This window comes from Xanthomonas arboricola, from assembly GCF_002940665.1.
Taxonomy (GTDB): Bacteria; Pseudomonadota; Gammaproteobacteria; order Xanthomonadales; family Xanthomonadaceae; genus Xanthomonas; species Xanthomonas arboricola_B.
In genome coordinates, this window is the sequence record NZ_MIGY01000003.1 from 889,922 (window position 1) to 902,818 (window position 12,897).

Consider the following 12,897-nt stretch of genomic DNA (forward strand, 5'->3'; position numbering starts at 1 on the left):
TCCGGGGCGGAACGGACCGCGCCGCCGTAGCGACGCAGCCGACGATCCTCAGTCGGCCTGGCGGCGCAGAAACGCCGGGATATCCAGGTAATCGTTGGGCAGGTCTGCGGCCGGCGCAGCCGAACCGCCGCCGTTGTTGCTGCCGCTGCCGACCGAGTCGCTGCTCGGACGACGCAGGCCCAGGCCCATGCTGCCGCCGACGGCCTTGGACACCGCATCGCCGCCGCTGGTGTCGAAATCGCCGAACTCCGGCTGGCCGGTGGTGGCATTGCGCACCAGCTTGATCGGCGCGCGCTGGTCCGGACGCTGGGTCTGGCGGGCAACCGCACGGTTCAGGCCGGTGGCCACCACGGTGACGCGCACTTCGTCCTGCATGTCCGGGTCGAGCACGGTGCCGACGACCACGGTCGCATCTTCCGAGGCGAACGCCTCGATGGTGCGGCCGATCTCGTCGAACTCGGACATGGTGAAGTCCGGGCCGGCGGTGATGTTGACCAGGATGCCGTTGGCACCGGCCAGGTTGACGTCGTCCAGCAGCGGGTTCTGGATGGCGGCTTCGGCAGCGGCCTGCGCGCGATCGTCGCCGCGTGCCGAGCCGGTGCCCATCATGGCCAGGCCCATTTCCGACATCACGGTGCGCACGTCGGCGAAGTCGACGTTGATCAGACCCGGACGCACGATCAGATCGGCGATGCCCTGCACGGCGCCCTGCAGCACGTCGTTGGCAGCGCGGAACGCCTGGATCATGGTGGCGTTGCGGCCGAGCACGGTGATCAGCTTTTCATTGGGGATGGTGATCAGCGAGTCGCAATGCTGGCTCAGTTCCTCGATGCCCTTCAGCGCAACCTGCATGCGGCGACGGCCTTCGAACGGGAACGGCTTGGTGACCACGGCCACGGTCAGGATGCCCATTTCCTTGGCCAGCTGCGCCACCACCGGCGCGGCGCCGGTGCCGGTGCCGCCGCCCATGCCGGCGGTGATGAACACCATGTCCGCACCCTGCAGCGCGTCCATGATGCGCTCGCGGTCTTCCAGCGCGGCCTGACGGCCGACTTCCGGATTGGCGCCCGCGCCCAGGCCCTTGGTGACGTTGGTGCCGAGCTGCAGCTGCAGCTTGGCGCCGCAGTTCTTGATCGCCTGCGAGTCGGTGTTGGCGGTGATGAATTCCACGCCATCGACATTGGTGTTGACCATGTGCGCAACCGCGTTGCCGCCGCCACCGCCCACGCCAACGACCTTGATTACCGCGTTGGGAGCCATCTTTTCGATCAGTTCAAAATGTGCCATGTCAGTGTCCTCTTGAGCCGGGATTGGGGAGTGGGGATTGGGGATTCGCAAAAGCGCTGGTCCCTGCCCACTCCGCACCACGGCGAGTGTTGTTGTTTGAAAGTCGGGATTCGTGTGCCGGGACCGTAGATCCGCTATGCGCTCTACGACTCACCTCACCTACTCCTCGACGCAATGCCTGCAAAAAATTTTACCGCCTACCCGCTCGCCGCTCTCCACTTAATCGTTGCTGTCACTCTGTTTTTTCGCTCTTGCCAATCCCAAATTCCGAATCCCGAATCCCGGCGCCTCAGAATTCGCCGCGATACCAATTCTTCAATTTCTTGAACAAGCTCCCGGCGCGTCCGGTCGGGATCGACGGGCGGCGCGGGTGTTCGATCTGGCTGCCCATCAGCAACAGGCCCACGCCGGAGGCGTGCACCGGGTTGCCGACGACTTCGCCCAGACCGGTGACGTGCTGGGGAATGCCCACGCGCACCGGCATCTGCAACATCTCCTCGGCCAGTTCGACCACGCCTTCCATCTTCGACGCGCCACCGGTGAGCACCATGCCGGCGCGCACCATTTCCTCGAAACCGGAGCGGCGCAGTTCGGCCTGCACCATTTCGAAGATTTCCTCGTAACGGCCCTGCACCGCCTGCGCGAGCGCATGCCGCGGCATGCGGCGCGGCGGGCGATCGCCGACCGACGGTACCTGGATGCTTTCTTCGGCGGTGGCCAGCTGCGCCAGCGCGCAGGCATACCGCACCTTGATCTGCTCGGCTTCCGGGGTCGGCGTGCGCAGCATGTGCGCGATGTCGTTGGTGACGTGGTCGCCGGCGATCGGCAGCGAGGCGGTGTGGCAGATCGCGCCCTGCACGTAGACCGCAAGGTCGGTGGTGCCGGCGCCGATATCCACCAGCACCACGCCCAGTTCGCGCTCGTCGGCGGTCAACACCGCCACGCTGGAAGCCAGCGACGACAGCACCAGATCGTCCACCTGCAGGCCGCACTTCTGTACGCACTTGGTGATGTTGGCCGCCGCCGACTGCGCGCACACCACCAGATGCGCATGCACCTCCAGGCGCACGCCGGTCATGCCGACCGGATTGCGGATGCCTTCCTGCGAGTCGTCCAGCACGTACTCGCGCGGGATCGCATGCAGGATGCGCTGGTCGGCGGGAATGGCCACGGCCTTGGCCGCATCCAGCACGCGCTCCAGATCGCTCCAGGTCACTTCGCCGTCGCGGATCGGTACGATGCCGGGCGAGTTCTTGCACTGCACGTGGTTGCCGGAAATCGACGCGTACACCGAGCGGATCTCGCAGCCGGCCATCAGCTCGGCCTCTTCCACCGCGCGCTGGATCGACTGCACGGTGGATTCGATGTCCACCACCACGCCGCGCTTGAGACCGCGCGATTCATGCGAACCGATGCCGATCACTTCGATCGGATTGCCGGGCGAGTACTCGCCGACCAGCGCGACGACCTTGGAGGTGCCGATGTCCAGTCCAACGATGAGGGATTTGTCGCCTTTGCGGTTCATGTCTTAAAGCCGGGATTCGGGATTTGGGATTCGGGATTGGAGAAAGGCGGGATATGGGTGCGAGGGAGTTGCAGCACGACCGTGTGATGTGCAGCGGGCGTGGCCGGCGGAGGTTTTTTCTTTGTCTCGGGCACCGCGTTTTCCAAATTCCGTTCGACCGTAAAGCCATTGGTGTAGCGCAGGTCGGCGCGGGCGATCGGGCGTTGCGGGTCGGCCAGTTGCGGCAGCACGCGGGCGAAGCGTTGCAGGCGGGCGCGGGCGTCGTCGCGGCCGATCACGATCTGCACGCCGTTGCTCAGGCCCAGCGACCAGCTGCCACGCGCGTCCATTTCCAGGCGCTCCACATCCAGCCCGGTCGGCGCGAACAGCGCGCGCGATTCGTTGTAGAGCGCCACCACGTCCTGGGTCTTGCTGTCCGGGCCACCGAGTTGCGGCAACTTGAAATCCTTCAACAATGGCGGGGTGCGGAACAACCGGCCCTGTTCGGACAACATGCGGTCGGTGCCCCAGCGCGCGAATGGCTTGTGCTCGGTGACGTGCACTTCCAGCACGTCCGGCCAGCGCTTGCGCACCTGCGCACTTTCCACCCACGGCAAGCGCGCGATGGCGTCCTGCGCGTTCTGCAGCTTCACCGCGAAAAAGCCCGAGCGCGCATACGGCAGTACCACCGCACGCAACTCTTCGGCCGGCACCCGCTTGAAGTCGCCCGACACCCGCAACCGCGCCAACGGCCAACGCTCGGCACCGACCCAGCCATTGAGCACGGCCACCACCGGCAACGCGACCAGCGCCACCGCGAGCAACCACGCCAGGATGCGCAGGGTGGCGTTCATGCGCGCGCTCCGCGCGCGGGAATGGGGAATCGGGAATAGGGAATCGCAACGGCGCGAGCTGCGCTCGCGGGATTGGGGATTGGGGATTGGGGATTCGCCACGGCAACAGCAACGGCGCGCATGGCGTCGCTGTTGGCCAATCCCGATTCCCGATTCCCCATTCCCGGCGTCATAGCGTCTGCTCCAGCACGCGCCAGACCAGTTCTTCGAAATCGATGCCGAGCTGGCGTGCGGCCTTCGGCACCAGCGAGTGGCTGGTCATGCCGGGGGCGGTGTTGACTTCGAGCAGATACAGCTGGCCGCTGGTGCGGTCGCGCATCACGTCGACGCGGCCCCAGCCACGGGCGCCGGCGGCGCGGAAAGCGTCGAGGGCGAGCTGGCGCAGTTGCGTCTCGGCATCGCCGTCCAGGCCCGGGCAGAGGTACTGGGTGTCGTCGGCCAGGTACTTGGCGTTGTAGTCGTACCACTGGCCCTTGGGCACGATGCGGATCGACGGCAGCGCGACCTCGCCGAGCACGGCCACGGTGAGTTCGTCGCCTTCGATCAGCTGCTCCATCAGCAGCGCGCCGTCGTAGCGCGCCGCCAGCACCACGGCTTGTTCGAGCTGGGCCTGGTCGAACACGCGGCTGATGCCGACGCTGGAGCCTTCGTTGGCCGGCTTGACGATCACCGGCAGGCCGATCTGCCGCGCGGCGGCATGGATGTCGTCGGCGCTGGCACCGGCGGCCAGGCGCGCATAGCGCGGCGTGGACAGGCCCAGTGACAGCCACACCTGCTTGGTGCGGATCTTGTCCATGCTCAACGCCGAACCGAGCACGTTGGAGCCGGTATACGGCACCTTGAAGGCTTCCATCAGGCCTTGCACGATGCCGTCTTCGCCGCCGCCGTTATGGCCGTGCAGCACGTTGAAGACGCGATCGAAGCGTTTTTCGACCAGCGCCTGCGCCAGGGCCGGAATGCCGTCGACCGGCTGCGCATCGACACCGCGCGCACGCAGGGCGTCGAGCACGTTGCCGCCGGAGTTCAACGACACCTCGCGCTCGGACGAGGTGCCGCCGAGCAGCACGGCGACGCGGCCGAACACGGCCGGGTCGCTGATGCGTGCGTTGGGAATCACCGCGCTCATGCACTCGCTCCGGTGAAGCCGTCGTTGATGATGTGCTGTGCGACATAACCGATATCGCCGGCGCCCATCATCAGCAACAGGTCGCCATCCTGCAGCACGTCCGGCAGCACTTCGGCCAGGCCGGAGATCTGGCCGACCACCACCGGCTCGCTGCGCCCGCGCGCACGGATCGCACGCGCCAGCGCACGCGCATCGGCGCCTGGAATCGGCGCTTCGCCGGCCGGATACACCTCGCTCAGCACCAGCGCATCGACGGTGCTCAGCACCGCGGCAAAGGCGTCGAACTGATCGCGGGTACGGCTGTAGCGATGCGGCTGGAACGCCACCACCAGGCGCTTGTCCGGCCAGCCGCCACGGGCGGCGGCGAACACCGCTTCCAGCTCGCGCGGATGGTGGCCGTAATCGTCGACCACGCGTACCCGCGCACCGGTGCTGGTGGTGACTTCGCCCAGGTCGTTGAAGCGGCGGCCGATGCCGGCGAAGTTTTCCAGCGCACGCGCGATGGTTTCCGGCGCAACGCCCAGCTGCCAGCCGATCGCGGCGGCCGCCAGTGCGTTGAGCACGTTGTGGCGGCCCGGCAAGGCGAGCGTCACCGGGGTGGTGGTGCCCTCAGGCAGACGCAGCGTGAAGCGCATGCGCGGACCGTCCTGCACCACGTCCTCGGCGCGCACGTCGGCGTTTTCGCTCATGCCGTAGCTCATGACATGGCGCGGCGTCTTGGCCGCCAGCGCAGCCACTTCCGGATCGTCGATGCACAGCAATGCCAGACCATAGAACGGCAGGCGCTGCAGGAACTCGGCGAATGCCGCCTGGATGCGCGAAAAATCGTTGCCGTAGTTTTCCAGGTGATCCGAATCGATGTTGGTGATCACCGCCATCAGCGGGTTCAGACGCAGGAAGCTGCCATCGCTCTCGTCGGCCTCGGCCACCAGCCACTGGCCGCCGCCGAGCTTGGCGTTGGCACCGGCAGCCAGCAATTGCCCGCCGATGACGAAGGTCGGATCCAGCCCGCCCTCGCTCAGCACCGCTGCCGCCAGGCTGGTGGTGGTGGTCTTGCCATGCGTGCCGGCCACCGCAATGCCGCGACGGAAACGCATCAGCTCGGCCAGCATCGCCGCACGCGGCATGATCGGAATGCGCTGGCTGCGCGCTTCCATCAGCTCGGGGTTGTCTTCGCGGATCGCGCTGGAGACCACCACGCAATCGGTGCCGAGCACGTTGGCCGCCGAATGCCCGCGCATCACTCGCGCACCCAGCTTGGCCAGCCGACGTGTCGCCACGTTATCGGAGTTGTCCGAGCCGGAGACTTCATAGCCCAGCGTCAGCATCACCTCGGCAATGCCGCTCATGCCGGTGCCGCCGATACCGACGAAATGCACGCGCGGGAACGCCCGCACCAGATCGCCGCTGTCCTGCAGACGGCGGATCACGCAGCACCTCCGGTGGAGGTGCGAATCGGGAATTGGGAATCGGGAATCGTGTAAAGCGAGGCACCTGCGGCGTTGAGCGCCTGACCGGTGCGCTTGTTTTCTTGCATCACTGTCTGTTCCTGCAATTGTTTTGAGCTCTGCCCATTCCCCATTCCCGATTTACCACTCCCGGCTTCCTGCAGAATGATGTCGGCGATGCGTTCGGCGGCGTCCGGCTTGGCCAGGGTGCGGGCCGCCTGCGCCATCGACAGGCGGCGGGCGGGATCGGCAAGCAGGCCCTGCAAGACCTGCTGCAGCCGCACGGCCAGGGTGTCGTCCTGCTTGAGCAGCACGGCGGCGTCGGCGCCGACCAGGTATTCGGCATTGCGGGTCTGGTGGTCGTCCACCGCTGCGGCGAAGGGCACCAGCACGCTGCCGATGCCAGCGGCGCACAGTTCGGCCAGCGTGGAGGCACCGGCGCGGCATACGACCAGATCGGCCCAGGCGTAGGCGGCGGCCATGTCGGCGATGAACGGTTCGACGCTGGCGTTGACGCTTGCCTGCGCGTACGCGGCCTCGGCTTCGTCACGTAGCTTTTCACCGCACTGGTGGCGCACATCGACATCCGGGTAGCCAAGTGCCGCCAGTGCTGCCGGCACGGCCTGGTTCAATGCGCGTGCGCCCTGGCTGCCACCAAGCACCAGCACACGTACGACACTGCCACGGCCGACCAGACGCGTGGCCGGCGCGGGAAGCGCTGCGATTTCCGCACGTACCGGATTGCCCACCGCCTCTTCGCCGGCGAAGCTGCCCGGAAAACCGGTCAATACACGGCGCGCAAAACGCGACAACACCTTGTTGGTCATGCCGGGTGCGCGGTTCTGTTCGTGCACCAGCAACGGCACGCCGAGCAGCCGCGCCGCCAGGCCACCCGGACCTGCCGCAAAGCCGCCGAAACTGATCACCGCACGCGGCTGGCGCTGGCGCAGCACGAAGCCGGCGGCACGCACTGCGCGCATCACCCGCACCGGTGCGCCCAGCAATTTCACCAGACCCTTGCCGCGCAGGCCGCTGATGGACAGCGTGTCCAGTGGAATGTCGTGCTGCGGCACCAGCCGGGTTTCCATCGCGCCGTCGGCGCCCAGCCAGGTCACCGGCACGCCACGCGCGCGCAGCACCTTGGCCACGGCCAGACCCGGGAAGATATGCCCGCCGGTGCCGCCAGCCAGAATCATCACTGGTCGGATCCCCGCACATGCATGTGCGGGCTTTTGCGAGGGATTCGCATGAGTGCTCATGCGATCCTTCCGAAGGTCGGTTCCACGCGCGGCTGCATGCGGCTGGTGCCGCGCAGGAACTCGGACGCATGCGCAGACGTCGTCGAGGCTGCTGCGACCGGTGCCGGGGCGGGTGCGGCGGCAACCGGCTCGCGCTGCGGTTTGCGCGCGGGCGCATAGGCCGGCGCGGCCGATTCGACCACCGGTTCGACCGGCTCGGCCGACGGCGCGCCCGCACCCTGCGGCGACAACTTGCTGCGCAGGCGCTCGGCACGATCCATTTCGTAGGACACGCGCAGCAGTAGGCCCATCGCCACACAGGTCATCAGCACCGACGAACCGCCGGAGGAAATCAGCGGCAGGGTCAGGCCCTTGGTCGGCAGGATGCCCAGGTTCACGCCCACCGAGACGAAGCTCTGCAGGCTGATCCACAAGCCGATGCCGAAGGCGATGTAGCCGGAGAAGTGCCGCTTCATTTCCACGCAGCGCATGCCCAGCCAGAACGCACGGCCGACCAGCAGCGCATACAGCGAGATCACCCCGCACACGCCGACAAAGCCGAGTTCTTCGGCAATGACCGAGAAGATGAAGTCGGTATGCGCTTCGGGCAGGTAGTTGAGCTTCTGCACCGAAGCGCCCAGGCCCACGCCGGTCCACTGGCCGCGGCCGACCGCCATCAAGGCGTTGGACAACTGATACCCGGAGCCGAGCTGGTCGGCCCACGGGTCCAGGAACGAGGTGATGCGACGCAGCCGGTACGGCTCCAGGATCGCGATGAAGGCGAACACCGGCAGGCCGAACACGATCGGCATCGACATGCGCGGCAGGTTCACTCCGCCCAGCACCAGCATGCCGGCGGTGATCGCCAGCAGCAGCGTGGATGAGCCGAAGTCCGGCTGCATCAGCAGCAGGCCGACCAATGCGATCGCCACGCCCAGTGGCTTGAGCATCGCCGGCCAGGTCGCATTGACCTCGTCGCGAAAGCGCACCAGATAGCTGGACAGCCACACGATGTAGAGCACCTTGACCGCTTCGACGGTCTGGCATTTCGACACGCCCAGATTGATCCAGCGCTTGGCGCCATTGACGCTGCTGCCCAGGCCGGGCACGAACACCACCATCAGCAGGCCGAAGCAGGCCAGCAGCAACACCTGGTTGTACTGCTCGATGGTCTTGAGCTCGGTGCGCATCGCCCAGAACGCCAGGCCCACGCCGATGCCCAGGAACAGCAGATGGCGGGTCAGGTAATAGAACGGGTTGTCGGACAGCTCGATCGAGCTGGACGCCACCATCACCACGCCCAGCGAGGCGAGCGTGGCCGCGGCCCCGAGCAGCCACGGGTCGTAGCGGCCGCCGATGGCATCCAGTCGCGTGGCCTGGCGGGACATGTCGTTCATCAGCGCACCTTCAACGTGGCAAGGCCGATCAGCACCAGCACCACCGAAATGATCCAGAAGCGCACGATCACGCGCGGCTCCGGCCAGCCCTTGAGTTCGAAGTGATGATGGATCGGCGCCATGCGGAACACGCGCTTGCCGGTCAGCTTGAAGCTGGCGACCTGGATCATCACCGACAGCGTTTCGATCACGAACACCCCGCCCATGATCACCAGCACCAGCTCCTGGCGCACGATCACCGCGATGGTGCCGAGCACCGCGCCCAGCGACAGCGCGCCGATATCGCCCATGAACACCATGGCCGGATAGGTGTTGAACCACAGAAAGCCCAGACCTGCGCCGGCAATCGCCGAGCAGATGATGATCAGCTCGCCGGCCCCAGGAATCAGCGGGATCTTCAGGTATTCGGCAAACACCACATTGCCCGAGGCGTAGGCGAACACGCCCAGCGCACAGGCCACCAGCACGGTCGGCATGATCGCCAGACCATCCAGGCCGTCGGTCAGGTTCACCGCATTGGAGAAGCCGACGATCCAGAAATAGGCGATCACCACGAAGCTCACGCCGGCCAGCGGCAGCGCGATCGACTTGAACATCGGGATGTAGAAGGTGATCGCGGCCGGCACGTCGGCGGTGTAGTACAGAAACAGGCCCGCGGCCAGGCCGAAGATCGACTGCAGCAGATACTTCCAGCGCGACTTCAGGCCATTGGGATCGCGGCGCACGATCTTGATCCAGTCGTCGTACCAGCCGATCGCGCCGAAACAGATCATCACCGCCAGCACCAACCACACGTAACGGTTGCGCAAATCGCCCCACAGCAGTACCGACAAGGTCACCGTCAGCAGGATCAGCGAACCGCCCATGGTCGGGGTGCCGGCCTTGGAGAAATGCGTCTGCGGGCCGTCCTGGCGGATCGGCTGGCCGCCTTTGAACTGGGCCAGCTTGCGGATCACCGCCGGGCCCATCCACAACGACAGGAACAGCGCGGTCAGCGCGGCCAGGATGCCGCGAAAGGTCAGATAGTTGAACAGCCCGAACAGGCTCTCCAGTTGCTGCAGCCAACGCGCCAGCTCAAGCAGCATGGGATGCGTCCTCCGCCGGGGCGAGCAGCGCGGCGACAATGCGGTCCATGGCGCTGCCACGGGAGCCTTTCACCAGCAGCGTGGGCGGGGTTTGCGCCGTGGGGGCGGCAGTGGGCGCCGCCGCACCGGTGTGTTCGTACATCGAAGAAGATTCCTGCGTTTGGGTCGACGAAACGGCGAGCTGTGCCAGATCCGCCTGCAAGGCCGCGATCAACGCGGCATGGGTGGCGAACACCCGGCCGCCCTCGCCGAACGCTTGCGCGGCGGCGGCACTGAGCTCGCCCAGCGCATACAGGCGCTGCAGCTTGGCCGCGCGCGCGCGACGTCCGGCGGCGGCATGCAGGGCCGCGCCTTCCGGGCCGAGTTCGCGCATGTCGCCGAGCACCAGCCAGCCCTCGCCAGGTGCAGCGGCCAGGGTGTCGATGGCGGCATCCAGCGAACCGGGATTGGCGTTGTAGCTGTCGTCAATCAGCACCGCGCCGCCAGGCAGGGCGTGGGTGATCTGACGTCCGGCCACCGGGTGCGCCTGGGCCAGACCGGCGGCGATGATCGGCAAGGCGATGCCCGCACCCAACGCCAGACCGGCCGCAGCCAGCGCGTTGAGCACGTTGTGGCGGCCCGGCAACGGCAGCGCGATCTGCGCTTGGCCCTGCGGGGTCACCAGGGTGAATTGCGCGCCACTGGCCTGCAGCCGCAAGCCATGCGCGGTGATGTCGGCACTGGCCTGCAGGCCGTAACGCAACACGCGACGGCCCTGCACCGGCTGCGCATGCAACTGCTGCTCGAACCAGGCACCGAAGGCATCGTCGGCATTGATCACCGCCACGCCATCGGCCGGCAATGCGGCGTAAATGGCGCCCTTGGTGCGGGCGACGCCGAGCAGGCTGCCCAGGCGTTCCAGATGGGCGGGCGCGATGTTGTTGACCAGGGCCACGTGCGGCTGCGCGATCTCGGTGAGATAGGCGATATCGCCCGGCTTGCCGGCGCCCATTTCGTAGATCGCCAGGTCCGCATCGTCGGGGGCGGCGATCACCGCCAGCGGCAGGCCGATCTCGTTGTTGCGGTTGCCCGGCGTGGCGTAGACGGTGGTGCCGTCGACACGCCCGGCCTCGGTCAGGATGGCCAGCAGCAGGGCCTTGACGCTGGTCTTGCCGTTGGAGCCGGTCAAGGCGATCACCCGCGTGGCGCGGTCGCGCTGCATGCCGGCAGCGATACGCGCCAGCGCGAGTTCGGTATTTTCCACCAGCACCTGCGGCACGCTCAGCGCCGGCAGCAGGCGGCTCACCAGCAACCCGCTGGCGCCGTGCGCCACCGCGTCCGCGGCAAAGTCGTGTCCGTCGAAACGCTCGCCGCGCAGCGCCACGTACAGGCTGCCGTTGGCCAGCGTGCGGGTGTCGTTGCCGACGGCGTCGATCATGGCGTCGTCGCCATGCAGCTCGCCACCGGCCCAGTGGGCCATCAACGACAGCGGAGTGAGCTTCATGCGCGCACTCCCAGTACAGTGCGCGGCAACAGGGCCTGCGCCGCCACGATGGCGTCGTCGAAGGCGTGCTGCACGCCGGCGACTTCCTGATACGGCTCGTGGCCCTTGCCGGCGATCAACACGATGTCGGAGGCACTGGCCATGCCGATGGCCTGATGGATCGCTGCGGCACGGTCGCGCTGCACGATCGCCGCATCCGGACGCGCGAAGCCGCGCAGGATATCGGCCACGATCACATCGCCATCTTCGCCACGCGGGTTGTCGTCGGTGACGATCGCCACGTCGGCATTGACCTCGGCAATGGCCGCCATCTGCGGGCGCTTGCCGGTATCGCGCTCGCCGCCGCAGCCGAACACGCAGATCAGCCGGTCCTGTGCATGCGCGCGCAGGCTGGCCAATGCCTGTTCCAGCGCGTCGGGCGTGTGTGCGTAGTCGACGACCACCAGCGGTGCGCCATGCGCGCCACCGAGCCGATTCATGCGGCCGTGGATCGGCTGCAACCGGCCGAGCACTTCGGCGATCTGCGCCGGCGCGATCTCCAGCGCAGACAACGCGCCGGCCACGGCCAGCAGGTTGTCCACGTTGAAGCGGCCCAGCAGCAGCGAGTGCACCGGATGTACCTGGCCGTCGAGATGCAGCGCGAAATTGATGCCGTTGTGATCCAGCTGCAGTGCTTGCGCACGCACGTTTGCCTGGGCCTGCGCGCGCGAACTCACACCGATCGCGCGCAGCGCGGGGTCGAGCGAGGCCAGCAGCGTGCGGCCGAAGGCATCGTCCAGGTTCACCACGGCGGCCTTCAATCCGGCGCGCGTGAACAGCCTGGCCTTGGCCGCGCCGTACTGCGCCATGTCGCCGTGGTAATCGAGATGGTCGCGGGTGAGATTGGTGAACACCGCCACGTCGAAATGCACCGCGTCCACGCGGCCCTGGTCCAGCGCATGCGAGCTGACTTCCATCGCCACCGCCTGCGCGCCCGCGTCGCGCAACTGCGCCAGTAACGCGTGCGTTTGCAGCACCAGCGGCGTGGTGAAACCGGTCGGCACCGCGCTGCCGTACAGGCCGACACCCAGGGTACCGAGCGTGCCGGCAGGGGTGCCGAGCAGCGTCAGGGCCTGCGCCAGCAATTGCACGGTGGAGGTCTTGCCGTTGGTGCCGGTGACGCCGACCATGCGCATCGCCTGCGAGGGCTGGCCGTGGAACCGGTCGGCCATCGCGCCCAGACGCGCACGCAAGCCCGGCACGGCGAGCGCATCGGCCGGTGCCGGCAGATCGGCCGGCGCCGGCGGCTCGAACAACACCGCCGCCGCACCATTGGCGCGCGCCTGGTCGACGAAGCCCAGACCATGCGCACCGAACCCGGCGATCGCCACGAAGGCATCGCCCGCACGCACCGCACGGCTGTCCATCACCAGGCCCGACACCTGCACGTCGTGCGCGAGTGGCACGTCCGGCAACAGCTGCGACAGCGACATGGT

General features: G+C 67.3%; 10 protein-coding genes. All 10 read right to left on the reverse strand.

The features are described 5' to 3' along the window. Positions 1-48 precede the first annotated feature (48 nt). The 10 genes from ftsZ to XarjCFBP7645_RS17660 all read right to left on the reverse strand — a co-directional run bounded on the left by ftsZ (position 49) and on the right by XarjCFBP7645_RS17660 (position 12,894). The gene (gene ftsZ, locus XarjCFBP7645_RS17615; protein WP_016902188.1) at positions 49-1,287 is read right to left on the reverse strand and encodes a cell division protein FtsZ; all 1,239 of its coding nucleotides are present in this window, start codon (positions 1,285-1,287) and stop codon (positions 49-51) included. A 289-nt stretch (positions 1,288-1,576) separates the two neighbouring features. Then, complete coding sequence (gene ftsA / locus XarjCFBP7645_RS17620; RefSeq protein WP_003485272.1) at positions 1,577-2,812, reverse strand: cell division protein FtsA; 1,236 nt, start codon at positions 2,810-2,812, stop codon at positions 1,577-1,579. After that, the gene (locus XarjCFBP7645_RS17625; protein ID WP_104538515.1) at positions 2,809-3,645 is read right to left on the reverse strand and encodes a cell division protein FtsQ/DivIB; all 837 of its coding nucleotides are present in this window, start codon (positions 3,643-3,645) and stop codon (positions 2,809-2,811) included. Before XarjCFBP7645_RS17625 ends, ftsA begins: the two co-directional genes overlap by 4 nt. Positions 3,646-3,814: 169 nt before the next feature. After that, complete coding sequence (locus XarjCFBP7645_RS17630; protein ID WP_104538516.1) at positions 3,815-4,771, reverse strand: D-alanine--D-alanine ligase; 957 nt, start codon at positions 4,769-4,771, stop codon at positions 3,815-3,817. Continuing rightward, positions 4,768-6,201, reverse strand: a complete 1,434-nt coding sequence (murC, locus tag XarjCFBP7645_RS17635) for a UDP-N-acetylmuramate--L-alanine ligase (RefSeq protein WP_104538517.1) — start codon at positions 6,199-6,201, stop codon at positions 4,768-4,770. Before murC ends, XarjCFBP7645_RS17630 begins: the two co-directional genes overlap by 4 nt. Then, positions 6,198-7,478 carry an undecaprenyldiphospho-muramoylpentapeptide beta-N-acetylglucosaminyltransferase gene (gene murG / locus XarjCFBP7645_RS17640; protein ID WP_104538518.1) on the reverse strand — a complete coding sequence of 427 codons (1,281 nt, stop codon included), beginning with the start codon at positions 7,476-7,478 and terminating at the stop codon, positions 6,198-6,200. The genes murC and murG overlap by 4 nt, the downstream gene beginning before the upstream one ends. Then, entirely contained in the window at positions 7,475-8,854 is a 1,380-nt protein-coding gene (gene ftsW, locus XarjCFBP7645_RS17645; protein WP_104538519.1) for a putative lipid II flippase FtsW, read from the reverse strand. The genes murG and ftsW overlap by 4 nt, the downstream gene beginning before the upstream one ends. Beyond that, positions 8,854-9,939 carry a phospho-N-acetylmuramoyl-pentapeptide-transferase gene (gene mraY, locus XarjCFBP7645_RS17650; protein WP_104538520.1) on the reverse strand — a complete coding sequence of 362 codons (1,086 nt, stop codon included), beginning with the start codon at positions 9,937-9,939 and terminating at the stop codon, positions 8,854-8,856. Before mraY ends, ftsW begins: the two co-directional genes overlap by 1 nt. Continuing rightward, complete coding sequence (locus XarjCFBP7645_RS17655; RefSeq protein WP_047126008.1) at positions 9,929-11,422, reverse strand: UDP-N-acetylmuramoyl-tripeptide--D-alanyl-D-alanine ligase; 1,494 nt, start codon at positions 11,420-11,422, stop codon at positions 9,929-9,931. Before XarjCFBP7645_RS17655 ends, mraY begins: the two co-directional genes overlap by 11 nt. Then, complete coding sequence (locus XarjCFBP7645_RS17660) at positions 11,419-12,894, reverse strand: UDP-N-acetylmuramoyl-L-alanyl-D-glutamate--2,6-diaminopimelate ligase (RefSeq protein WP_181126415.1); 1,476 nt, start codon at positions 12,892-12,894, stop codon at positions 11,419-11,421. Before XarjCFBP7645_RS17660 ends, XarjCFBP7645_RS17655 begins: the two co-directional genes overlap by 4 nt. Positions 12,895-12,897 lie beyond the last annotated feature (3 nt).